The organism is Actinoplanes sp. NPDC049598 (assembly GCF_040675435.1).
Lineage (GTDB): Bacteria > Actinomycetota > Actinomycetes > Mycobacteriales > Micromonosporaceae > Actinoplanes.
The window spans coordinates 43563-65797 of the sequence record NZ_JBFAOX010000021.1; the positions used below are offsets into that span (position 1 = coordinate 43563).

Annotated in this window: 22 protein-coding genes; 8 read left to right on the forward strand and 14 right to left on the reverse strand. The window is 70.6% G+C overall.

The window, feature by feature from the left end:
• Window positions 1-23 precede the first annotated feature (23 nt).
• On the forward strand, window positions 24-1499 hold the full coding sequence (locus tag AB0J66_RS36130; protein WP_364670727.1) for an MFS transporter: 1476 nt from the start codon (window positions 24-26) through the stop codon (window positions 1497-1499).
• On the opposite strand, the gene AB0J66_RS36135 is transcribed toward AB0J66_RS36130, so the two are convergent.
• Complete coding sequence (locus AB0J66_RS36135) at window positions 1496-2506, reverse strand: LacI family DNA-binding transcriptional regulator (protein WP_364670729.1); 1011 nt, start codon at window positions 2504-2506, stop codon at window positions 1496-1498. The genes AB0J66_RS36130 and AB0J66_RS36135 overlap by 4 nt on opposite strands.
• Before the next feature lie 93 nt (window positions 2507-2599).
• Between AB0J66_RS36135 and AB0J66_RS36140 the strand changes: the two genes are divergently transcribed.
• Window positions 2600-3091 (forward strand): GNAT family N-acetyltransferase, encoded by a 492-nt coding sequence (locus AB0J66_RS36140; protein WP_364670964.1) that lies wholly within the window; start codon window positions 2600-2602, stop codon window positions 3089-3091.
• Between the two features lie 53 nt (window positions 3092-3144).
• Here AB0J66_RS36140 and AB0J66_RS36145 read toward each other — a convergent pair whose 3' ends face one another.
• The 6 genes from AB0J66_RS36145 to AB0J66_RS36170 all read right to left on the reverse strand — a co-directional run bounded on the left by AB0J66_RS36145 (window position 3145) and on the right by AB0J66_RS36170 (window position 9162).
• Window positions 3145-4047 carry an ADP-ribosylglycohydrolase family protein gene (locus AB0J66_RS36145; protein WP_364670732.1) on the reverse strand — a complete coding sequence of 301 codons (903 nt, stop codon included), beginning with the start codon at window positions 4045-4047 and terminating at the stop codon, window positions 3145-3147.
• 545 nt (window positions 4048-4592) lie between these two features.
• Window positions 4593-5732 carry a hypothetical protein gene (locus AB0J66_RS36150; RefSeq protein ID WP_364670734.1) on the reverse strand — a complete coding sequence of 380 codons (1140 nt, stop codon included), beginning with the start codon at window positions 5730-5732 and terminating at the stop codon, window positions 4593-4595.
• 22 nt (window positions 5733-5754) lie between these two features.
• On the reverse strand, window positions 5755-6975 hold the full coding sequence (locus AB0J66_RS36155) for an MFS transporter (protein ID WP_364670736.1): 1221 nt from the start codon (window positions 6973-6975) through the stop codon (window positions 5755-5757).
• Window positions 6972-7436 (reverse strand): MarR family transcriptional regulator, encoded by a 465-nt coding sequence (locus AB0J66_RS36160; protein ID WP_364670739.1) that lies wholly within the window; start codon window positions 7434-7436, stop codon window positions 6972-6974. The genes AB0J66_RS36155 and AB0J66_RS36160 overlap by 4 nt, the downstream gene beginning before the upstream one ends.
• 19 nt (window positions 7437-7455) lie before the next feature.
• Window positions 7456-8634, reverse strand: coding sequence for a GAF domain-containing sensor histidine kinase (locus AB0J66_RS36165; protein ID WP_364670741.1), 1179 nt, complete (start codon window positions 8632-8634; stop codon window positions 7456-7458).
• A 30-nt stretch (window positions 8635-8664) separates the two neighbouring features.
• Window positions 8665-9162 carry an Lrp/AsnC family transcriptional regulator gene (locus tag AB0J66_RS36170; RefSeq protein WP_364670744.1) on the reverse strand — a complete coding sequence of 166 codons (498 nt, stop codon included), beginning with the start codon at window positions 9160-9162 and terminating at the stop codon, window positions 8665-8667.
• Window positions 9163-9288: 126 nt separating this feature from the next.
• On the opposite strand from AB0J66_RS36170, the gene ald reads away from it, so the two are divergent.
• On the forward strand, window positions 9289-10404 hold the full coding sequence (ald, locus tag AB0J66_RS36175) for an alanine dehydrogenase (RefSeq protein ID WP_364670747.1): 1116 nt from the start codon (window positions 9289-9291) through the stop codon (window positions 10402-10404).
• Between the two features lie 613 nt (window positions 10405-11017).
• Here ald and AB0J66_RS36180 read toward each other — a convergent pair.
• On the reverse strand, window positions 11018-12067 hold the full coding sequence (locus AB0J66_RS36180; protein ID WP_364670750.1) for an aldo/keto reductase: 1050 nt from the start codon (window positions 12065-12067) through the stop codon (window positions 11018-11020).
• Window positions 12068-12145: 78 nt separating this feature from the next.
• On the opposite strand from AB0J66_RS36180, the gene AB0J66_RS36185 reads away from it, so the two are divergent.
• Together AB0J66_RS36185 and AB0J66_RS36190 are read left to right on the forward strand one after the other, a co-directional pair.
• Window positions 12146-14245, forward strand: a complete 2100-nt coding sequence (locus AB0J66_RS36185) for a glycoside hydrolase family 15 protein (RefSeq protein ID WP_364670753.1) — start codon at window positions 12146-12148, stop codon at window positions 14243-14245.
• 154 nt (window positions 14246-14399) lie between these two features.
• Entirely contained in the window at window positions 14400-14549 is a 150-nt protein-coding gene (locus AB0J66_RS36190) for a hypothetical protein (RefSeq protein WP_364670754.1), read from the forward strand.
• Here the strand turns inward: AB0J66_RS36190 and AB0J66_RS36195 are convergent.
• The 4 genes from AB0J66_RS36195 to AB0J66_RS36210 form a co-directional block, all read right to left on the reverse strand.
• On the reverse strand, window positions 14506-15252 hold the full coding sequence (locus tag AB0J66_RS36195; protein ID WP_364670756.1) for a DUF6082 family protein: 747 nt from the start codon (window positions 15250-15252) through the stop codon (window positions 14506-14508). The two genes, AB0J66_RS36190 and AB0J66_RS36195, sit on opposite strands and share 44 nt — an antisense overlap.
• A gap of 143 nt (window positions 15253-15395) precedes the next feature.
• Entirely contained in the window at window positions 15396-15800 is a 405-nt protein-coding gene (locus AB0J66_RS36200; RefSeq protein ID WP_364670758.1) for an SRPBCC family protein, read from the reverse strand.
• A 12-nt stretch (window positions 15801-15812) separates the two neighbouring features.
• Window positions 15813-17159: a ferredoxin reductase family protein gene (locus AB0J66_RS36205; protein ID WP_364670761.1), complete on the reverse strand. Its 1347-nt coding sequence runs from the start codon at window positions 17157-17159 to the stop codon at window positions 15813-15815.
• A gap of 403 nt (window positions 17160-17562) precedes the next feature.
• Window positions 17563-17961: a hypothetical protein gene (locus AB0J66_RS36210; RefSeq protein WP_364670763.1), complete on the reverse strand. Its 399-nt coding sequence runs from the start codon at window positions 17959-17961 to the stop codon at window positions 17563-17565.
• Between the two features lie 487 nt (window positions 17962-18448).
• Here AB0J66_RS36210 and AB0J66_RS36215 point away from each other — a divergent pair, with 487 nt between their 5' ends.
• Window positions 18449-19621 (forward strand): D-alanyl-D-alanine carboxypeptidase, encoded by a 1173-nt coding sequence (locus AB0J66_RS36215; RefSeq protein ID WP_364670765.1) that lies wholly within the window; start codon window positions 18449-18451, stop codon window positions 19619-19621.
• Here the strand turns inward: AB0J66_RS36215 and AB0J66_RS36220 are convergent.
• Window positions 19616-20392 carry an alpha/beta fold hydrolase gene (locus AB0J66_RS36220; protein WP_364670766.1) on the reverse strand — a complete coding sequence of 259 codons (777 nt, stop codon included), beginning with the start codon at window positions 20390-20392 and terminating at the stop codon, window positions 19616-19618. The genes AB0J66_RS36215 and AB0J66_RS36220 overlap by 6 nt on opposite strands.
• 103 nt (window positions 20393-20495) lie before the next feature.
• Between AB0J66_RS36220 and AB0J66_RS36225 the strand changes: the two genes are divergently transcribed.
• Window positions 20496-20882 carry a helix-turn-helix domain-containing protein gene (locus tag AB0J66_RS36225; protein WP_364670768.1) on the forward strand — a complete coding sequence of 129 codons (387 nt, stop codon included), beginning with the start codon at window positions 20496-20498 and terminating at the stop codon, window positions 20880-20882.
• Here AB0J66_RS36225 and AB0J66_RS36230 read toward each other — a convergent pair.
• Window positions 20847-21719 (reverse strand): LysR substrate-binding domain-containing protein, encoded by an 873-nt coding sequence (locus AB0J66_RS36230; protein WP_364670771.1) that lies wholly within the window; start codon window positions 21717-21719, stop codon window positions 20847-20849. The two genes, AB0J66_RS36225 and AB0J66_RS36230, sit on opposite strands and share 36 nt — an antisense overlap.
• A gap of 102 nt (window positions 21720-21821) precedes the next feature.
• Here AB0J66_RS36230 and AB0J66_RS36235 point away from each other — a divergent pair, with 102 nt between their 5' ends.
• Window positions 21822-22232 carry a RidA family protein gene (locus tag AB0J66_RS36235; protein ID WP_364670774.1) on the forward strand — a complete coding sequence of 137 codons (411 nt, stop codon included), beginning with the start codon at window positions 21822-21824 and terminating at the stop codon, window positions 22230-22232.
• The last annotated feature ends 3 nt before the right edge of the window (window positions 22233-22235 follow it).

The following is a 22235-nucleotide window of genomic DNA, read 5'->3' on the forward strand; positions in this document are numbered from 1 at the left end:
GGCGCTCGAAGGACAGGTCTTCGATGAGCACTTCCGTAGTCACCCCGCCCAAGCCACTCACGTACGCCTCGCTGCGCGCCGCGGCCATCCCGCTGGCCGCGCTCTGCCTGGCCTTCTTCGTCGAGATGATCGACAACACGCTGCTCCAGATCGCCCTGCCCACGATCGGCCGCTCGCTCGGCAGTGGGACGACAGGACTGCAGTGGGTGACGGGCGTCTACTCCCTCACTTTCGGCGGCCTGCTGCTGAGCGCGGGTGCGGCCGCCGACCGGTTCGGCCGGCGCCGCGTGCTGCTGACCGGTCTCGCGGCCTTCGGCCTGATCAGCCTGACCGTCGTCCTGGTCTCCGACATCGGGCAGCTCATCGCCCTGCGTGCGGTGCTCGGGTGCGCCGCGGCGGCCATGGCGCCCGTCACGATGTCGTTGATCTTTCGGCTCTTCGACGACGCGAAGCTGCGGATGCGCTCGATCACGATCGTGCTGATCGTCGGCATGTCCGGATTCGTCCTCGGTCCCGTCCTGGGCGGGACGGTCCTCAGCCAGTTCAGCTGGCAGTGGCTGCTCGTCGTCAACGCACCCGTCGCGCTGATCGCCTGGATCGGCGTCCGGGCCGGGGTGCCGGCCGACCGGCGGGCCGACCTGACCTCCGAGCGGCTCGACCTGCCCGGCGCGGCGCTCACCGTGGCCGCGATCGGGCTCGGCTGTTACACCCTGACCAGCGGCGTGCAGTACGGCTGGCTCGCACCCGTCACGCTCGCCTGCGCCCTCGGCGCCGTCGCCGCCGTCGGTGGCTTCATCCTTCGCGAACGTCGCGCGGCCTCACCCATGATCGACCTAGCGATCTTCCGCACGGGACCCGTCCGGGGTGCGGCGCTCACGCAGCTCGCGGCCAACGTCACGATGGCCAGCGTCCTGTTCGGGCTGACCCTGCACTTCCAGTACGCGTACGGCTGGAGCCCGTTGCGCGCCGGCCTCGCCAACCTGCCCCTGATCGTCACGATGATCGTGGCGACCCCGGTCGCCGAGCAGCTCGCCGCCCGCCTCGGACACCGCTGGGCCTGCCTCGTCGGCGCCGCGCTCCTGGTGGGGTCGCTGCTCGGCATGGCCTGGGCGGTGGAGCACGGCTACCCGGCCATCGCCGCCATGATGGTCGTGCTCACGGTCGGGCTGCGCACGATCCTCACCATCTGCGCGGTCGCTCTCGTCGAGGCGATGCCCGCCAACCGGACCTCGATCGGCGCCGCCATCAACGACACCGCCCAGGAGATCGGCACCAGCCTCGGCACGGCCGTCGTCGGCACCCTCATCGCCGCCCTGGTCACGAACGCCCTTCCGGAGGGTGTGTGGAGCTCCGGCCTCGTGCACGATTTCTTCGCGGGTGAGCGGATCATCTACCTGGCCGTCGCCGTCCTGGTCGGCGTGATCGGGACGGTCGGCTCGTTGTCCCTGACCGACTCCCGCACCACCGAGGAGCCGGCGCCGTCCGAAGCCGAAGCCTAGGCCGAGCCGCGGATGACCAGGCGGGTCGGCAGGACCACCTGCGTCTCGGCCGGCTCGTCGCCGTCGATCTTGGCGAGCAGGAGGCGGACCATCTCCCGGCCCATCTCCGCGATGGGCTGGTCGACGCTGGTCAGCGGCGGATCGGTGTGCCGGACGATGACCGAGTCGTCGAAGCCGATCACGGCGACGTCTTGCGGCACGCGGCGGCCGAACTGGCGCAGCACCCGCAGCGCGCCGGCGGCCATCATGTCCGAGGCGGCGAAGACCGCGTCCAGGTCCGGGTACTGCTCCAGCAGCCGGTACATCGCCGCGGCGCCGCTCTCCTCGGAGAAGTCGCCGAAGGCCACCGGCCCGTCACCGACCACGTCGCGGAAACCCTCGAGCCGCCCGATGCCGGCCGCCATGTCGAGCGGGCCGGTGATCGCCGCGATCCGCCGGCGCCCCTGCGACCAGAGGTAGGACACGGCCTCGCGCGCGCCACCCCGGTTGTCGGCGTCGACGTAGGAGCCCCGGTCCGCGTACGTCGGGCGCCCGGCCCGGACCGTGGCCACCCCGCGCTCCTCGAGGACCGCCGGCAGCGGGTCGTCGCCGTGCAGCGAGAGCAGCAGCGCCCCGTCCACGTGCTGGCGGGTCAGGTAGCCCTCGAGCCGGCGGCGCTCCTCCGGCGCCTGCGCGATCATCAGGACCATCTGCAGGTTGCGGGCGACCAGCACGGACGAGGTGGCCTGGACGATCCGCCCGAAGAACGGCTCGGCGAAGAACCGCTCCCCCGTCTCGAAGATGACCAGCGCGATCGAGTCGGTGCGCTGGGTGACCAGGGTGCGGGCGGCCCGGTTGGGCACGTACCCCAGCTCCTGGATGGCCTCCTCGACGGCCTGCCGGGCCCGCGGGCTGACCTGAGCCGAGCCGTTGACCACGCGCGACACCGTCCCGCGGCCCACACCGGCGCGCGCGGCGACCTCTTCCAGCGTCGGCCGGCCCGTCGCCCTGTTCCGCTCGGTCGTCATCGCCTGGCACCTTCCTCCGCGCGCGATCTGAGGTCGCGCCCGACACAAAGTACCTGGCCCGCGCAGCCTGCCCTAATGCGCTACCGTGCCCGCGTGCTCGTCCGCGACTTCGAAGATCACGACTGGCCCGCCGCCTGGCCGATCATCGCCGAGGTGGTGCGCTCGGCCGACACGTTCCCCTACGACCCGGCGATGACCGAGCAGGCCGCCCGCGACATCTGGATCGAGCGCCCACCGGGCCGCACCACGGTCGCCGTCGACGACGCGGGCACGATCCTCGGCACCGCCAAGATGGGCCCCAACCGGCCCGGCCCCGGCGCCCACATCGCCACGGCCAGCTACATGGTCGCCACCGGGGCACGCGGCCGCGGCGTCGGCTCGCTGCTGTGCCGCGACTCGCTATCCTGGGCCCGTTCCCAGCGGTACGCGGGCATGCAGTTCAACGCCGTCGCCGAGTCCAACCACGCCGCCGTAGCCCTTTATCAGCGCCTCGGCTTCGAAATCCTGGGCACGGTCCCCGGCGCCTTCGCCCACCCGACACTGGGCCGGGTGGGCCTGCACCTGATGTACCAAAGCTTCGGCTGACCCGGACGTGCACCGAAGATCGCCGGCTCGGCGGCCACCGCAGGGAGCGCGGCTCAGATCGCCGGCTCGGCGGCGGCGAGCCACTCCGCGGGGAGCCTGTCGAGCCCGGTCCGGGCGCCCACGACCCCGCCCACGATCGCGCACGTGGTGTCGACGTCGCCGCCGGCCGAGGCGGTGGCCCAAAGCGCGGCCTCCAGGTCGGCCGGGTGCCGCGCCGCGCACCACAGGGCGAACGGCACAGTGTCCGGGGCCGACATCCGGCGGCCGCAGCCGACCACCGCGGCGACCTTCCGCGGGTCGGAGTCAGGCGCGATCTCGGCGACTCGCCGCAGGGCCCGGGCGACGTCGCTTCGCGGGTCGGAGTCGGGCACGGTCTCGGCGGCGGGCCGCGGGTCCCGGCTGGCGTCGCTGTCGTCCAGGCGGTCGGCGATCGCCACCAGATCCAGGCGGCCGTGCATGTTGAGCGCTGTGGCCAGCGCTACCGCTGCCGCGCCGGCGGCTGCCTCTGGGTGGGCGTGGGTGACGCGCGCTGAGCGTACGGCCTCGGTCTGCACTTGATCCTGGTTGTCGGCGAAGTAGGCGCCGAGCGGGGCTACGCGCATGGCGGCCCCGTTGCCCCAGGAACCTCGGCCGTCGAACTGGCGGCGGGTGACCTCGGCCCAGGGCTCGCCGCGGCCGAGAGCGGGCAGCACGTCGTGCATCCCGGCGCCGTAGTGGCGGTAGGGATCGGCCTCGTAGGCGCGGGCGAACCCGAGCGCGAGCGCGTCCTGATCGACCGTGCCGTGCTCCTCCAGCACGGAGAGCAGCACGAGCGCCATCGCCGTGTCGTCCGTCCAGCGCCACGGCCCGGGCCGCAGGTTGTCCACGGCGAAGCGGCGGCGGAACCAGGTTCCCCCGAAGGCGTCACCCATCGCCAGTCCCCGCAACGCCGCCACCGCGGCCGACCTGTGGATCACACTCCGATGCTCATCGAGCCGGCCGCCCGCCGCCAGCGAATTTCACAGCAGGCTGACCTCCACGCCCGGTGGCCGGGCCTGGGCCGGGTGCCCCTGTCCGGCGAGCCGGCCGGCGTCGTCGCCTGCGGGTGCTCGAGCAGGTCATAGCCCGTTGCCAGCCCCTCTCGAACCTCGATCGCCGACGGCAGCGTGGGCGTCGCCCAGCCGGTTCCGGGCGCCACCGGCGGGGGCTGCAAGCGCCCCCATTCTCGCAAGTCGCCTGCGTCGTCCGCATCCGCCAGGGCGGTTGACGCCGGCGTGCGGGACGACGCCGGCGCTCGGGACGACACCACCGCTCGGGACGACACCACCGCACGGGACGACACCACCGCACGGGACGACACCACCGCACGGGACGACGCCGGCGTGCGGGACGACGCCGGCGGGGGTGGTTGGTTGGCAGGGCTGATCAGAGGGGGCGGGAGGCCGAGTTCGTTGTGCCGGAGGGTGGCGGTGAGGTCGCCGGGGCGGAGGGGTGGTCGTGGTTGGACAGGAAGGCCTCGGCGTCAGACGCCGCTGTCGTCGTCCTCGTCCACAGTGGAGGCGTTCAGGTCGTCCCACGAACCGGGGGGCGAGGCGGGTGTGGGATTGGAGGCGACTGCGGCCGGGTCGGCGTGGAGGGCGTCGCTGATCTGGCGGATGTGGGTGGCGGCCTGGGTCAGCAGGGAGGTGACGACGGCCTCGCGGGGCAGGCCGAGGGGCACCGGGAGCGGGCGGGCGATGCCCAGGGCATCCAGGCGTTGGCGGCGCTCGTCCTCCCGGTCGCGCTGGGCGGGGGGTGGGGTGCTGGTGTGGCGGTTCACCCAGAACGGGCTCGGCGGGCCGGCCGGGCCGCTGGTCGGGAGGTCGGGGTCGCCGGGGGTGACCTTCCAGCTGGTGGCGCTGTAGCCGACCCAGAAGCGGTGGCCGAGGACGACGACGGTGCGCCAGACGGCCTTGCCGTTGTCCTTCACCTTCTCGATGGCATCGACCCGGGCCCCGGCCGCGGCCAGCGCGTCCGGCAGGCCCCGGCACACCCGCCGGGCCACGTCGCTGACCTGCTCGACCAGGCGGCCGACGGCGACATCCTCGACGGCGGCGGTGAACGGCACGAAGTCGGTGACGCCCTCCACGGCGGCGCTCAGGGCGAGCAGCTCGGGGTAGGGCCGGCCGTCCTCGGCGACCACGCTCTCCAGCAGGCGGGCCCACGAGACGACCAGGACGACCCGGTCGCCGGCCGTGCCGCGGTACGAGCCGTCGGGCAGGTGGACGCCGATCTGGTGGCCGGCCTGCACGGCCAGCGCGCGGACCAGCGGCTCGCGGGTCACGAGCACGAACAGCCCGTCGGCGGGGAGCTGGCTCAGGTAGCGGGCGGCCTGGTCGCCCGAGGTGAGCGCCGAATCCACCTTGGTCTCGATGATGGCCCGGGTCCCGCCGGGCCGGGAGAGGCGGAAGTCGCGCCGGGAATCGTCCTCGGCGGACTCCCGCTCGATGCGGCAGCCGGTCACGTCGACGCCGCTCAGCGAGCTCAGCGCGGCCAGGAAGCTGCGGGTCATCCGCGGGTCGGCGTCGAGCAGGCCCTGCAGGACGTAGTTGGTCTTTACCTCGGGGTGGCGGGCCCCACGCAGGAGAAGTTGAAGGGCTTGGAAAGGCACCGCGTTCGTCACGGGGAGCATGGTGGCACGGGGGTCAGACATTTTTGACGCGGTAGTGGCGCAGGGCCGGGATGGTCAGGGCGATCAGGGCCGTTCCGGCCAGGCCGAGCGCGCCGCCGATGGCCAGGGCGGCGCCGCCCGAGGTGACCGACGCGACCAGGCCGGCCCGGAGGTTGCCCACTTGGGGGCCGGCGGCGCCGGCGATGTGCTCCAACGAGGCCACCCGGCCGCGGTACGTGTCCGGTGTGGTGCCTTGGACGACGGTGCCGCGGGAGACGACGGCCCAGGTGTCGGCGGCGCCGGCGATCGCGAGGAAGCCCAGCACGACGAGCAGGCTGCTACTGAGGCCGGCCGCGCCCAGCGCCACCGCCCACACCGCGCCGCAGATCAGCAGCATCCGGCCCGGGCGCGGATAGCGGGTGGCCAGGCCGGAGAGGATCGAGGCCAGCACACCGCCGACGGCGACCGCGGTGGCGAACAGGCCGAGGATCTCCGGGCGGCCGCCGAACTTCTCCTCGTTGATGACCGGGAACAGGGCGAACGGCATGGCCAGGACCGTGGCCGACAGGTCGGCCAGGAGCGCGCCGCGGACCTGGGCGGTGCTCACCGCGTACCGCCAGCCGCTCTTGACCGCCCGCAAGCCGGACCGGCCCTCCGAGACCGGGACCCCGCGGGGGAGGCCGGCCAGGCCGACCAGGGCGAAGCCGAAGGTCAGGGTGTCGAAGGCGAGGCACCAGCCGACGCCGGCGAAGGCGGTGAGCGTGCCCGCCGCGGCCGGTCCGAGAAGCATGGAGAGCTGGAACGAGAGGTGGTTGAGGGCGAGGCCGGCCGCGAGGCGGTCGCCGGAGAGCAGCGACGGCACGAAGGTCTGGCGGGCCGGGCCGTTGAGGCCGCCGACGGCCGACGAGACGGCGGTCAGGACCAGCATCGCGGGCACTCCGCCGAGGTCGGTGAAGGCCACGGCGGTCATCGCGGCGCTCACCACGATCTGCGCGACCGTGCAGCGCATGGTGAGCAGCCGGCGGTCGACGTGATCGACGAAGGCGCTGCCGGCCAGGGCCAGGACGATCAGCGGTACGCCGATGGCCAGCCCGACGAATCCCACGACGGCCGCGCTGTGCGTGCGCTCCCAGACGTAGTAGATCACCGCGAACGAGCCGAACTGACCACCGAAACCGGAGGCCGTGGTGCCGAGCCACAGGCGGCGGAAGGTGCGGTTCTCACGCAGTGGGCGGAGGTCGGCCAGCGCCCTCATCCGAGGTGGTCCCGCAGGCGCAGGGCGAACGGGCGCCGGGCGAGCAGCTCGCGCAGGTCGGCGGTGACCCGGGTCAGCGAGTAGGGCAGCTCGGCGTCGAGCTCGCGGACGGCGGCCTCGGTGGCCCGCCACTCGGCGACCAGGAACGGCATGATCTCGGTGGCCCGGGCGGTGAGCCGGATCGGCCGGGTACGCCCGTCCTCGCCGGGGACGCTCTCGACCAGGCCGGCCTTGGTCATGGCGGCCGCCGTCTGGCTCATCGCCGAGTGGCTGACCTCGCGTTTCGCCGCGAGCGCGCGGATCGTCATCGGGCCGAAGCGGTGCAGGGCGATCAGCGGCCCGACGAAACGGGTCCGGACGCCCTCGAGGCCGGCCTCGTCGTAGAGCTGCGCGATGTCCCGGTCGAGGTCGCCCAGCAGGACGTGCAGATCGCTCCAGTGATTGCTGTCGAGAAGGTCCACCGAGGCAATGTAACAGTGCTTATATAATTGGCAAAGTCACGATGATCGCTGTGCCGCGACCGGGCTCGCTCTCGATCCGTACCGTGCCGGCGTGCGCGTCGACGATCGCCTTGACGATGCTCAGCCCGAGCCCGGCCCCCTGCACCTCGTAGCGCTCGGCCGCGGCCGCCCGGCGGAACGGGGCCAGCACCCGGGCACACTCCTCCGCGTCCATCCCGATGCCGGTGTCCCGCACCTCGAGCACGGCCTGGTCACCCCGCGCGTAGGCCCGAACGGTGATACGGCCGCGCGGGGTGAACTTGACCGCGTTCAACATGAGTCGTTCCAGGACCTGGCCGAGGCGCTCCTCGTCGGCTCGGACCATGACCGGCAGCGGCGCGTCGGCGACGACGTCCAGGCAGCGGGTCAGGGCCAGACCGCAATTGCGGCGGACCACCGAGCGGGCCATCTCGGCCAGGTCCACGTCGCGCTTGTCCAGGACGAGGCCGTTCACGGCCCGCGCGGCGAGCAGCATGTCGTCGACGAGGGCGGTCAAGCGGTGCGAGTTGCGGCGGATGCGGGCCACGAACTCGCCGTCGGCGCTGTCGCTGTCGCTGTCGCCGAGCAGCTCCAGGTAGCCGTTGATCGACGTCAGCGGCGTCCGCAGCTCGTGCGTCACCCGGGACAGGAACTCGTCCTTGAGGCGGTCCGCGTCCCGGACCCGGGCGTCCAGCCCACGGGCGTACTTCCGCAGCTCCAGCTGGGTCATCGCGTGCCGGGCGAGGGTACGCAGCCCGGAGCACTCGGCCGGGGTCAGCAGCTTCGGCTCGGAGTCCATCACGCAGAGCGCCCCCAGGGCCTGCCCGGACGCGGTGACCAGCGGCGCGCCGGCGTAGAAGACCACGCCCGGGTCGGCGGTGACACTCGGGAAGTCGCGGAAGCGCGGGTCGAGCCGGGCGTCGGGCACCTGCATGATGCCGACGCCGAACATGGCGTGCGCGCAGAACGAGTTGTCCCGGCCGACCTCGCAGACCTCGACGCCGACGCGGGCCTTGAACCACTGCCGTTCCTCGTCGATCAGGCTGATCGCGGCCATCGGCGTCCGGCACAGCTGAGCCGCCAGCCGGGCGATGTCGTCGAAGTCGCTCTCCGGGCCGGTGTCGAGCACGTGGTAGTCGCGAAGCGCGTCGAGCCGCTCTTGCTCCAGCGTGTCCGACATCCATCCCGCCCTCAGGTCACCGTCGCACCCCTACATTCGAAAACTCGGCGGCGCTTCTTCCGGGCTGAGGTTTCCCCGGCGATGCTCGAAGATCAGGTAGGTCTCGGTGCCGGCGATCAGGCGGGTGCCGCTCAGGCGTTCGGTGATCACGGCACGCAGATCCTCGACGTCCTCGGCCGCGACATGCAGCAGAAAGTCGTACGAACCGGACACGAAGTAGACGTCCCGGACGGCCGGGATGTCGGCCAGCGACGACGCGAACTTGCCGATCGCGTCCCGGGACTCGGAGCGGATCCGGACGGCGATCATGGCTTGGATGGGCCGGCCGATCCAGGCCGGGTCCACGTCGGCGTGGAACCCGCGGATGGCGCCGATCTCCCGCAGCCGGCGAACACGGGTCAGGCAGGTGGACGGGGCGATGCCGACCCGCTCGGCCAGGGCGTTGTTCGGCATGCGGCCGTCGGCCTCGAGCAGGGTGAGCAGCTCACGATCGATGTGATCCAGAACATCCTTCGGTTGGTCGGCCATTTTTGATCTCCGCTTCGAACCTGATGCGTTGAAACTGCCACGCGCAGAATCTCATTCGGCTATGTTGCGCGTCCGCAGCACATCGTTTCACGCTAAAGGTCACAACGGCGTGACGAAGGAGACGAGATGCGGATCGGTGTGCCCACCGAGGTCAAGAACCACGAGTACCGGGTGGCGATCACCCCGGCCGGGGTCGCCGAGTTCGTCCGCCGCGGCCACGAGGTGCTCATCCAGGCCGGCGCCGGCGCGGGCTCCGCCATCAGCGACGAGGACTACGTCGCGGCGGGCGCCACCCTCGCCGAGGACGCGGACACGGTCTGGCAGCAGGCCGACCTGCTCCTCAAGGTCAAGGAGCCGATCGCCTCGGAATACCACCGCCTCCGCAAGGACCAGGTGCTGTTCACCTACCTGCACCTGGCGGCCGACGCCGAGGGCACCAAGGCCCTCCTGGCCAGCGGTACGACCGCCATCGCCTACGAGACGGTGCAGCTGGCCGACGGATCGCTGCCGCTGCTCGCCCCGATGTCCGAGGTCGCCGGGCGGCTCGCCCCGCAGGTCGGCGCGTACAGCCTGATGCGCAACAGCGGCGGCCGGGGCGTGCTCCCCGGAGGTGTCCCGGGCGTCAGCCCGGCCAAGATCACCGTCATCGGCGGCGGCGTCTCCGGCGTCAACGCGGCCACCATCGCGCTCGGCATGGGCGCCGACGTGACCGTGCTCGACCTCAACATCGGGCGCCTGCGCCAGATCGACGCCCAGTTCGGCGGGCGGATCAAGACACTGGTGTCGTCCTCGTATGCGATCGAGCAGTCGCTGATCGAGGCCGACATGGTCATCGGGGCGGTGCTGGTGCCGGGGGCGAAGGCCCCCAAGCTGGTCTCGAACGAGCTCGTGAAGCGGATGAAGCCGGGCTCGGTGCTGGTCGACATCGCAATCGACCAGGGTGGGTGCTTCGAGGACTCGCACGCGACGACTCATGAAGAGCCGGTCTACAAGGTTCACGAGTCGGTGTTCTACTGCGTGGCGAACATGCCGGGGGCGGTTCCTAACACGTCGACGTACGCGCTGACTAACGCGACGCTGCCGTACGCGCTCCGGCTGGCCGATCAGGGGTGGCAGGACGCGCTCAAGAGCGACCCGGCGCTGGCGCTGGGGCTGAGCACGCATGCTGGGCAGCTGACCAACGCCGAGGTCGGGGCCGCCCTGGGGCTGCCCTCGGCCGAGATCGCTGCCGTCCTGGCCTGACGGGTCGCGAGGCGGGGCCCGCCCACCCAGGGGTTTCAACTGCTGCCGATTGAGTGCGGTCTGGCAACGGGCGGTGCCGGCACATGCCGGTGCGGCCCGTAAGGCCTATAACTGGGCGCTGGCGCGGGTGAAGGCCGTCATGGACCAGCGGGCTGCGGAACGTTCGTACGGTCTTGGTGATGAGGTGCTGACGTCGTCGCTGGGCTGATCATTGCCGCGTCGCGCCGGGCCCGGAACGCGGAGAAGGCGGTCGGGTTTCCGCGGTTCAAGTCCCGGCATCGCACCACGCCGCGCCGTGCTGTCCACCGGCGAAATGGTCGACAACCCGCACCACCTGGTGACCGCCCAAGCCCGGCCGCGGGCGCCCGGTCGGGCACTGTCGCGGAAGAGCGGCCCGGACCGGCGCACCGGGCGCCGCGCGTCGAGACGCTGGCAGCGGGCGGCGGCCCGGCTCAGCCGTGCTCATGCCCGGCTGCCGCTCCGCAAGGAACGACTGCCGCATGAACGCCAGAGAGCACTCAGCGGCAACGGCCTCCGTCCTACCACGCCACGACCCTGCCAAAAGACGCAAACCCGCGGCTGTGGACAACCCACAGCCGCGGGCTTTTCCGTGTTACAGGTGGCGGGCGATCTGCGACAGGTCCGCCGCCGACAGCCGGTCGGACGACGTGTTGCGCTGGTGCCAGAACGGGTAGCGCAGCGGCTCCCCGCTCACGTCGTCGAGCGCCTTGACCTCATCCGCGGTGAGCTCCAACGAAGCCGCGGCCAGGTTGTCGCGCAGCTGCTCGGGCGTGCGCGACCCGACGATCAGCGAGGTCACGCCGGGCTTCTGCGAGATGTAGGCCAGCGACACCTGGGCCGCCGACACGCCGTGCGACTCACCGATCTTCACGGCCAGCTCGATCGTGGCGTACAGCTTGTCCTCGTCGTTGACCGGGGGTTCGCTCCACTCGCTGAGGTGGCGGCTGCCGGCCGGGGCCTCGACGCCGCGGCGGTACTTGCCCGAGAGCAGACCGCCCGCGAGGGGGCTCCAGACCAGGATGCCGAGGCCCTGGTCGATCACGGCCGGGACGATCTCGGCCTCGACGTCACGGTTCTGCAGCGAGTAGTAGACCTGGGTGCTGGCGAACCGCTCGAGGTGCCGGGCGTCGGAGATGCCCAGCGCCTTCATCATCTGCCAGGCCGCGTAGTTGGAGCAGCCGATGTAGCGGACCTTGCCGCTGCGGACCAGGTCGTCCAGCGCGGTCAGGGTCTCCTCGAGCGGGGTCTGCCCGTCCCACTCGTGGACCTGGTAGAGGTCGATGTAGTCGGTGCCGAGGCGGCGCAGGCTGGCCTCCGCGGCGCGGATGATGTGGTGGCGGGACAGGCCCGCGTCGTTCGGGCCGTCACCCATCGGCATGCGCGCCTTGGTGGCGATGAGCACCTCGTCGCGGTCGCTGCCGAGCGCCTCGCCGAGGATCTCCTCGGACAGGCCCGCCGAGTAGACGTCGGCGGTGTCGATGAGGTTGACACCCGCGTCCCGGGCGATCGCGATCTGCTCGCGCGCGCCGGACACGTCGATCTGGCCGACCGGGGTCGCCCAACCGGTGCCGCCGAAGCCCATCGTGCCCAGGGTGAAGGTCGAGACCCGGAGGCCGGTGCGGCCAAGCTGCCGGTACTGCATGTCATCCCTCTTTCCGGTTCAGTGTTGCCTTGACCAGCCTTACCCGCCGCGGGCGGCCTGTCCACCGGAACGCTCAGCGTGCATCCGGCGACTACCAGAGGTATACCGGTCTATATGATGCCGCTGACGCTGCCTGTGGTTCTCACTGCCGCGCTGGGCCTTGCCGCGCCGGGCGCTCCGGGGATCGACGAGCAATACCTGCCCGCTGACAAATCGGGTCTGCTGACGTCGCGTACGACCGAGAGCCGGGTCTGGGCGACGGTGCAGAAAGAGGGCGGGCTCGGCGAGATCTTCTATCCGACGATCGGCGGCCCGAGCGCCCGGGCATTGTCGTTCGTCGTCACCGACGGCCGCGGCATCTCGAAGCCGTCGAAGGTCACCACCGAGCAGAGCGATCCGGGGAGCTTGAGTTTCCGGCAGACGTTCTCGGCGCGGTCGTGGCGATTGGTCGCCGCCTATACCGTCGATCCGCAGCGCTCGACGGTGCTGGTGGATCTGTCGTTCTCCGGGCGGGGCAAGCTGTACGCGGTTTACGACCCCGCGCTCGGCAACTCCCGCGGTGGCGATTCCGGGCGCGGGATGGTGGCCACCGACGGCGCGGTATCGAGCGCGGTCGCCGCCTCACCGGCGTTCACCGCCACCTCCAACGGTTTCTCCGGGGTCAGCGACGGGCTCACCGACCTGCGCGACGGGCGGATGGATTGGCATTACGACACGGCCGGTCCCGGCAATCTCGTGCAGACCGGCGCCATCGGGCACCGGCACACGACGCTGGCCATCGGCTTCGCCGATTCGGCCTCGGGGGCGGTCAAGACAGCGGCGAAGTCGTTGGGTCGCGGTTTCGCGTCCGTCTCACGCTCTTACGCGTACGGATGGAAGCAGTACCTTTCGCGCTTGAAGAACCCGCCTCGCGGGCTCAGCGCCACCGAACGGCAGCTGTACCGCACCTCGGCCATGGTGCTGGCCGCGAGCGAGGACAAGGCGAATCCGGGCGCCTATGTGGCCGCGCCGGCCGCGCCGTGGGCTTTCGGGACCGACGATCCCTCGGGCCCGTATCACCTGGTGTGGTCGCGGGACCTGTATCAGATCGCGCTCGCGCTGATCGCCGGCGGAGACCGGGCCGGCGCGAATCGGGCGCTCGATTTCCTTTTCCGCAAGCAGCAGAAGCCGGACGGTTCGTTCCCGCAGAATTCGCAGGTCGACGGCACCCCGGTGTGGGGTGGTCTGCAGCTCGACGAGGTGGCGCTGCCGATGGTGCTGGCCTATCGGCTCGGCCGCACCGACGCATCGACCTGGAGCCATGTGAAACGGGCGGCGGACTTCCTGCTGTCGTACGAACAGGCCCCGGCCACGCCGCAGGAACGCTGGGAGAACCAGTCGGGCTACTCCCCCAACACCATCGCCACCGAAATCGCCGGCCTGGTCTGCGCCGCGTCGATCGCCCGCGCCAATGGTGACGCCGCCTCGGCCGCGCGCTATCTCGCCACCGCCGATTCCTGGCGCGCCCGGGTCAAGGCCTGGACGGTCACGTCGACCGGTCCCTATTCGTCGTCGCCCTATTTCCTGCGGCTCACCAAGGACGGCGACCCGAACGCCGGCACGACCTACAACATCGGCGACAGCGGCCCTTCCAACGTGGACCAGCGCCGCGTCGTCGACCCGTCGTTCCTCGAACTCGTACGCCTCGGTGTGCTCCCCGCCTCCGACCCCGACATCCGCAATTCCCTGCGCGTGATCGACGCCGAGCTCGGCGTGCGTACCCCCAACGGTTTCTTCTGGCACCGCGCCTCCTTCGACGGCTTCGGCGAGAAGGCCGACGGCAGCCAGTGGGAGTACAACCTGCCCGACGACTCCCTGCTCACCCACGGCCGCGCCTGGCCCCTGCTCTCCGGCGAACGAGGCGACTACGAGATCGCCGCCGGCGACCTGCGCGCCGCCCGCACCCGCCTGACCGCCATGGCCAGGGCCGCCGGCCCCGGCCACATGCTCCCCGAACAGGTCTGGGACCAGAACCCGCCGCCCGGCCGCACCCCCGGCACGCCCACCTACTCGGCCACCCCGCTGACCTGGTCCCACGCCCAGTACATCCGCCTGGCCCAGAACCTGGCCGCCGGCCGCGTCCTCGACACCCCCGACGTGGTCGCCGACCGTTACTTGTCTCGTCCGGATGACAAATAGCGAGAGGCGACCATTATTGCGGCAAAATGGTCTCGTGCCGATCTCATTCCGCGCCCACGACGCTCTGCCAGCATCGCCGATCGTGCGGCGGGTTGGCCTGTCCCCCAGCGCCCGGGGTAGCGCCACGGCGTGCACCTGCCCTGACATTTTCGAAATGGCCGACGGCAATTTCGCAGTCATCGGCACGAACCGCACTGACGAGCTGCGGGACCACCTTCCGCCGGACGCGGGGCTCGCCTCCTACGAGAGCATCGTCGTGATCACCCGAGACACCCTCCTGGCCGCGGCGAAGGACCTGCCGTAGCACCGCGCTCGCGGTCGGCCCTCTCATCCGAGCATGACAGGACCGCCTCGTACTCGCGCCAGATCGTGTCCGCTACGACGGCCAAGGACAGCTCTGCCGAGCTTTCCACATAGATGTTCTGCCTGTTGTTCGCGGTGTCTCGCCAGAAAGCTCGCACCTTGGGACTGGCGAAGAGATAGCGCAGGTTGCTCACCATCTCCTCACGCGTGGCGACTCCGGCGGTGTACTGAACCCACACGTGCTGCAGCAGCAGATTGGAGTAGAGGTGCTGCGAGCGCGTGACCGCATCCGTGCCCGGGTCGCTCGGCCACACATCGGCGAGATCTCGATTGTCCAGCGCCATCCCGATCAACGTGACGTGCAGGCGCCGCACGTCCACATCCGCGCTGCGGCGCAATGCGGCTTCGGTGCCCTCCAAGACCTGCCGCTGCATCGCCAGCTCCACGCGCTGATCCCGTAGATCTCGGCGCTGCAATGACCAGGTGATCACCACGGCGGCCACCGCGATCGCGGAGACGACGGAGTTCACCACGCCGAACGCCTCGCCGACGCTGCTCCAGCGGCTCCACGTGGTGTCGTCGCCCCGTCGGCCGATCAGCGCCACCATCCCGATCCCGGTCATCAGAACGACCACGGTCAGCAAGGGAACCGCAAACATGATCAGGAGCATTGGCCGTTGCCGGGCAGGCTCATCGCTCCTCATGGCCGGACCTCTTTCAAGGAGCCACCGGGTTCAAGGTTACCGGTCTGACAACGATTGTGTGTTTCGGAGACGACGAAAAGTCAAGCTTGGTTATTTCAGGACAGAATTCGTGCAACTTGCGCTTTGCTGAATGCAATTGCAAATTAGACCGCTCGGGATTCGAGGATGGACCGGAGGCGGGCGAGATCGGCCTGGACCAGGCCGGTGTCGCGGGCGAAGTCCTCGTCCGAGGTGCCGGGCGCGCGGCGGACGGAGAAGACAATCTCCGAACCGTCGCCGTACGGGACGACGCGCAGCGGGTTCAGGAAGGTCTGGCCGTCGGGGAAGGTGGCCCAGTGGTCGAGGACGCCGAAGTCGTTCGGCGGGGCGAAGGTGACTTTGATTCGGCCGGTGCCGGTGAGGACGAACCATTCGCCGTCGGTCTGTTCGACGCCCTGGCCCAGGCCGGGGGCCCACTCCGGCAGGTGGGCGGGATTCGAGACGTACGCATAGACCTCGGCGGCCGGGCGATCGATGCGTTCCGCTAGGTGCGCTGTGTCCGTAGCCATACCGGGATGATCTCAGCTCGCGAGCCGGAACGTCTCGGCGTGGCGCTGGCGGGCCGGGACGCCGAGTTGGCGCAGGCTGCGCAGGACGGCGGCGGTCATGGCGGCCGGGCCGCAGACGAAGACGTCGCGCTGCGCGATGTCGGGCACCAGGCCGAGCAGGTTGCCCGCGCTGAGCGGTTGGTTCGTCTCATCCGTACGGCCGGTGAGCAGATGCAGGCGGGCCTGACGCAGGTGGGCCAGGTTCTGCAACTCGGGAAGCAGGACCGCATCGGCCGGGGTGCGCGCACGGTAGAGGACGACGATGTCACCGGTGAGGGTCTCGTCCTCGAGCAGAGCACGGATCGGAGTCACGCCGATGCCGCCGGCGATCAGACAGGCGTCCTCCCGGACGCGGCGGGTCGAGGTGAAGGCGCCGTACGGGCCCTCGGCGAACACTCTCGTGCCGATCGGGAGCTCCCGTAGGCCGGCGCTGGTGGTGCCGATGCCCTTCGCGGTCAGCCGCAGGGAGCGACCGTCCGGGGCGGCGGAGAGTGAGAACGGGTTCACCTGCCACCACGGGTTGTGACGGGGGAAGCGCCACAGGAAGAACTGGCCGGGCCGGGCGTGCAGACGGTCGAGGTCACTGCCCGTGACGTGGACCGAGACAACGCCGGGCGCCTCGGAGATCACCGCGGCCACCCGCAGCCGGTGCCGCGCGTTCCGGGCCAGCGGGACGACCACCCGGCCGGAGATCAGGGCCCCGACGGCGAACAGCCACAGCCCCCACCAATAGAGTTGGGTAAATTCGTTCGTCTTGAAGGCGCTGCCCTCGTACACCTGGTGAATCAGGGCCAGCACCACGATGACGTACACGAGAAGGTGGATGGCGTGCCACGCCTCGTAGGAAAGGGCGCGGCGGGCGATGCGTACGGACGAAACGGCGATGACCGCCACCAGGCCGGCGGCGAGCATGCCCAGAAGGACCGGCATCTGCCGGGCCAGGTTGGGGATTTCCGCGAAGAAGGAAATGCGGTCGAGTTGCGAATAGCCGAGCAGCACGAACGTCGGATGCAGCACGACCAGCCAGAAAATCGTGAACCCGGTCCAGCGGTGCCAGGTGGTGAGCCGGTCCATGCCGATCCGGCGGTCGAGGAACGGCAGCCGCGCGATGAGCAGCAGCTGCAACGCCATGACGAAACCGAGATGCAGGCCCAGAAAACGCCCGATCGAGGTCAATGTGTTGTGCGCCGGTGTCGCCGGATTGAGGAACATCAGCTCGACGATCGCGAGATTCAGGATCAAAAACGTCCAAAGCATGACGTACGCCGTGAGCACCGAGCCCAAGCGTCGCGTCAGCGCGGGCGGGGCGGCGGCGTCCATGCGTCACAGATAGCGGGCAACGGCACACCCGCGCAATCACCCGGACGAAAGGTGGCGCGGTCCGGCAATACTTGCCGGACGCCCGGGCCCCCGGGACCGGAAGGAGAGAGATGACCCACCCGCCGAAGCCGACCGACGAGACCCGCTCGTCCTCGCAGGAGAACTCGCCCGCGCAGGAGAACGAGGGGCCCGCCGAGCCGAAGGCTGCGGGTGAAAAGGCTCCAACGGCCCCTTCTCCCCGCCAACCGGGAACGGTTTACGGGGCGTCCCCGTCGGTCCCCGGCAAGCCGGTGAAAGCCACATCGCTGGCGGACGCGCCACCGCCGAATGTGCCGTCGCCGCGAAGTGAGGCAGCGAAGCCGGCCGCGGCCAAGGAGACGGGCCTGGGGGAAGAAGAGGCCACTCAGCCTTTCGCCGTGACTCCCTCGACTGATGCGGCTCCGCGCACTTCCCCATCGACGCCATCGACCGCGGACGAGAAGCCGGCCCCGCCAACCGATGCCACGCAGCCGATCACGACGGCCCAGCCGTCGACAGCCCCATCCGCGAAGGACAGCAGCGGGAAACCGGCGGGGCCGGCCCCTGCGCGGCCCTCCGTGCCTGACTCCGCACAGGCCTCTGCGCCGCAGACGAAGGGCGCGCCGCCGACTGCCACCCGGACCGGGGTCTCTGCGCCCGCGCAGGCCGATGTCACCCAGCCGCTGATCCGGATGCCGTCGGCCGACGCCGACACCACCCGCCCGGTCCGGCCCGCTCCGCCCGCCTCGACGCCTCCGGCCGGAGCGCCCACCCCGGCCGACATGACCCAGCCGCTGACCGCCGTCCCGCCGACGGAACCTCCGACGGTGCCCACCCCCACGCCGGCGAAGCAGACACCCCCGGCGCAGGCGGCGATGCCGCTGACCCGGCCTCCGGCCGAACCGACTCAGGCCTTGCCACCAGCGCAAAGCCCGGCCGAACCGACTCAGGCCTTGCCACCAGCGCAAAGCCCGGCCGAACCGACTCGGGCCTTGCCACCAGCGCAAAGCCCGGCCCGGCCGGCTCCGGCCTTGCCGCCGGCGGCGCAGGCGGCGATGCCGCTCGCGCGGGCGGCTCAGGCCGATGTCACCCGGCCGATGATCGCCGCGTCGCCAGTCACGGGGAGTGCCAAGCCTGCCGTCACAGCGCCCGCCGCCGGTTCCGCGAGCGTCACGCCGCCCCCACCCGCGCGGCCCGCGCCCACCGTCTACGGCGGGGGCCAGCCGCCCACGCCCAAAGCCAAGCGCCGCCTTCTCCCCGTACTCCTTGGGTTGATCTTGCTGGTGGTCCTGCTCGGTGGTGGGGCCGGCCTCCAACTCGCCCGCGACCTGCCCGCCGCCACCCTGACCACGAACATCGCGGCCAGCATGAAGATCCCCGGCGCCGCCCCGAGCCTGCCCTGGCCCGCGGTCGGCAGCGCCGAGCTCATGGTCGAGGGCCTGGGCCGGCTCGGTGGTTCCGGCGGGACGGAGGCCGCGCCGATCGGCAGCGTCGCCAAGGTCATGACCGCCTACGTGATCCTGCGCGATCACCCGCTCACCGGCGACGAGGAGGGTCCGACACTGACCGTTACCGCGGCCGACGTCACGGACTACCAGTCGAGGATCGCGAGCAACCAGTCCCTCGTACGGGTCGAAGTGGGCGAGAAACTCACCGAGCGTGACGCCCTCGAGGCCCTGATGTTGCCCTCCGCGAACAACATCGCGCATCAGCTGGGTGTCTGGGACGCCGGCTCGGAGGAGGCGTTCGTGGCCAAGATGAACGCCGCGGCCGAGGACCTCGGCATGAAGAACACGAACTACACCGATCCCAGCGGGTACCTGCCGACCACCACCAGTACCGCCGCCGACCAGGTCATCCTGGCCCGAGCAGCGCTCAAGAGCGCCGTCTTCGCCGAGATCGTCGCGCTGCCCGAAGCCGAGATCCCGGTCGTCGGCACGATCAAGAACTACAACGACCTACTCGGCGTCAACGGCGTCTTCGGCATCAAGACCGGCTCCACCGACGAGGCCGGTGGTAACCTGGTGTTCGCCTCGCGCCTCACCGTCGGTAACCGCAAGCTGGTTCTGGTCGGCGCGCTCTTCAATCAGCCGGGGGCGAACACGCCGCAGCAGCTGGCCAAGGTCAACCGTGAGGTCAAGAAGCTGCTGACCGCCGTGGCCAAGGTCGTCAAGGAGTACACCCTGCTCCCGGCCGACGCCGTCGGTCAGGTCGAGACGGCCTGGGGCGCGACCACCTCCGTACGGCCCGCCCGGGATCTCAAGGTCGTCGGGTGGCCCGGCCTGACGGTGCCGCTCAAGGTCACCACCACCGCGCCGTCGGCCGAGGTCACAGCGTCGCAGCCGGTCGGCACGGTCCAGGCGTCGGGCGTCAAGGTCGAGCTGCGCACCGACGCCGCGACCGAACCGCCGTCCGTCTGGTGGCGATTGACCCGATCGCTATAGAAAGGTGAGCAGCGCCTCCGGGCGATCGAGCGGGATGATATGCCCGCATTGCTCGATCACGTGCCCGGTCAGGTCGTCGGCGATCGGCTTCAGTTGTTGGTGCAGCCGATCGCCGACGGGACGAGCGCCCAAGGCGATGACCGGCATCGTGAGCCGCCCCTTTTCGGCCGCCAACTGACGGGCCGTCTCGGGCATGGCGCGATAGTGCTCGAAGGCGCAGCGCAACGATTCCGTCCCGGCGTAGGCCTCGACGAAAGCGTTTCTGACATCCGGGTCGACGCCATTTCCCTCGTGCGTGCCGGCGCGCAGGAAGAAGTCCAGGTATTCGGCTTCGTGCCCGGCCAGGACGCGCTCGGCCAGCCCCGGCACCCCGTGGAAACCGAACCACCACGGCGGTGCGGCAGGCGGTTCGGCGAAGGCCTCCATCACGACCAGTCGACGTACGCGCTCGGGGTGCCTAAGGGCCAGCAATAGGGCCGGGGGTACGCCGAGATCGAGCGCGACCACCTCGGTGGAGCGCACGCCGAGAGCGTCGAGAAGGGCACACGTATCCGCGACGAGTGTGCCCGCGTCATACCCCTGAGTCGCCCGCGTCGTACCGCCCAGACCTCGCCAATCCGGCGCGATGACCCGGCGCGTGCGGGCGAGCTCGGGGATGACGGCCGACCAGACCCGCCACGTGTGCGGAAAACCGTGCAGGAGCAGGATCGGCGGGCCGTCGCCCGCCACGGTCGTATTTATGTCGATGCCGTTCGCGGCAATGTGCGGCACAGTCGCTCCACCTCTTCTTGGTAACCAACGGTTACTTAGTCACCCTAGAATTGGTTGGGCTGGCCCGGAAGAACGCACTTATCCGAAAGGTGGTAACCCGGTGGTGACCGACGGACGGCGCGGTGACCTTTTCGACCCGGCCTGTCCCACGCGCCGGCTGCTCGACCGCATCGGCACGAAATGGGTCGCCATGGCGGTCAAAGTGCTGGCCGAGGCCGAGCCCGGCGACGTCGGTTTCGCGGAGCTCGAACGGCGGATGCCCGGCATCTCCCACAAAATGCTCTCGCAGACGCTGCGCTCCCTGACCGACGACGGCCTGGTCACGCGTCATGTCGAGCCGTCCATGCCGCCGCGGGTCCGTTACCGGCTCACCCCACTCGGTCTTTCCCTCGACGAGCCGCTGGCCGCCCTGCGCGAATGGGCCGAGCGCCACATGCCCGAGATCGCCGACTTCTCAAATGCCCGGAACGGCGTGCGCCAAATGCCGTAGGAAATGGCTCACCGCGGGCGACATCGAACGCCCGGCCAGGGTGGCCGCGTAGACCCGCCGCGTCGGCTCGTCGTCCCGGTGCAACCGCAGCAATGCGATGTCCGGTGGCGTGCTCCGCAGCGCGAGCGCCGGCACCAGAGCCACTCCGAGACCGGCCGCGACACAGCCCAATTTACCCGTCCACTCGGCGGCCACAATGTCGATCCGCGGCTGAAATCCGCTGGGCAGACTGGCCCGCAACAGCGTTTCCTCGGCGGTGGCCGATCCCGCGATGAAGGCGTCGTCGGCCAGCTCGGCCAGCCGCACCGTTCGCCGGGCCGCCAGCCGGTGATCGAGCGCCACGGCCACCAGCATTCGCTCGTCCAGGATGTGCCGCAGCTCGAATCGCTCCGCGTCAATCTCACCGGCCGGCGACGAACTGACCACCGCCACATCCGCCTCACCCTCGGCGAGCCGCTCCAGCAACTTCGGGGTCAGGCCTTCGACCAGACCCAGAGCCACTTCGGGGTAGGCCTTGCGAAAGCTGGCCAAAGCGCGCGGCACCAACGCGGCGACCGCGGTGGGAAACGCGCCCACCCGCAGTCTTCCCGCGCCTAATTCCCGCAGTTCGTCCACGGCCTTTCTGGCGTCCGAGAGTCGATTGAGCACGCCCTCCGCGTACGGCAGAAGCACCCGGCCCTCCTCGGTCAGCGCGACGCCACGCGGCAACCGGTCGAACACCTGCGCGCCCAGCTCCGCCTCCAGCGCGCCGATCTGCCGTGACACGGCCGACTGGGTGAATTGCAGCTGTCGGGCCGCCGCCGTGATCGAGCCGGTACGGGCGACCGTACGGAACACTTCCAGCAGCTGAGTCTCCACGCCGAAGCATGCTAGCCGCGCATGGCACCCATGCCAGACATTCGCTGGTCGCATGCTTCGGACCCTCGTAGCGTCTCCCCCATGCCCAAGCTGACCCTCGACAACCCGCCCACCGTCGCCGCCCCCTTCGGCGACCGATTCGCCCACGTGGCCCGAGCCGATCTGCCAGGCGGCGGAGCCCTCCTGCTCCTCTCCGGCCAGGTAGGAGTCGACGACCAGGGCGCCGTCATCGCCCCCGGCGACGCCGGGCGCCAGGCCGAGCGCATCTTCGAAATCATCGACGCCCTGCTGACCGCCCACGGCGCCACCCTGAAGGACGTCATGCACATCCGGACCTTCATGACCAGCCTGGCCGACCTGCCGGCCTACGGCGCTGTCCGCCGCCGCTTCTTCCCCACCAGCCCACCGGCCAGCACCACGGTCGAGGTGAGCCGCCTGTTCCTGGAAGGCGCCGTCCTGGAGGTGGAGGTGACCGCCCTCGCCCACCGGTAAGGC

Coding starts and splice junctions, on each gene's coding strand:
- AB0J66_RS36130 (WP_364670727.1), top strand. CDS start 24: ATGAGCACTTCCGTAGTCACCCCGCCCAAGCCACTCACGTACGCCTCG.
- AB0J66_RS36135 (WP_364670729.1), bottom strand. CDS start 2,506: ATGACGACCGAGCGGAACAGGGCGACGGGCCGGCCGACGCTGGAAGAG.
- AB0J66_RS36155 (WP_364670736.1), bottom strand. CDS start 6,975: ATGAGGGCGCTGGCCGACCTCCGCCCACTGCGTGAGAACCGCACCTTC.
- AB0J66_RS36165 (WP_364670741.1), bottom strand. CDS start 8,634: ATGTCGGACACGCTGGAGCAAGAGCGGCTCGACGCGCTTCGCGACTAC.
- AB0J66_RS36170 (WP_364670744.1), bottom strand. CDS start 9,162: ATGGCCGACCAACCGAAGGATGTTCTGGATCACATCGATCGTGAGCTG.
- ald (WP_364670747.1), top strand. CDS start 9,289: ATGCGGATCGGTGTGCCCACCGAGGTCAAGAACCACGAGTACCGGGTG.
- AB0J66_RS36180 (WP_364670750.1), bottom strand. CDS start 12,067: ATGCAGTACCGGCAGCTTGGCCGCACCGGCCTCCGGGTCTCGACCTTC.
- AB0J66_RS36190 (WP_364670754.1), top strand. CDS start 14,400: ATGGCCGACGGCAATTTCGCAGTCATCGGCACGAACCGCACTGACGAG.
- AB0J66_RS36195 (WP_364670756.1), bottom strand. CDS start 15,252: ATGAGGAGCGATGAGCCTGCCCGGCAACGGCCAATGCTCCTGATCATG.
- AB0J66_RS36200 (WP_364670758.1), bottom strand. CDS start 15,800: ATGGCTACGGACACAGCGCACCTAGCGGAACGCATCGATCGCCCGGCC.
- AB0J66_RS36205 (WP_364670761.1), bottom strand. CDS start 17,159: ATGGACGCCGCCGCCCCGCCCGCGCTGACGCGACGCTTGGGCTCGGTG.
- AB0J66_RS36210 (WP_364670763.1), bottom strand. CDS start 17,961: ATGTCGGCCGGGGTGGGCGCTCCGGCCGGAGGCGTCGAGGCGGGCGGA.
- AB0J66_RS36235 (WP_364670774.1), top strand. CDS start 21,822: ATGCCCAAGCTGACCCTCGACAACCCGCCCACCGTCGCCGCCCCCTTC.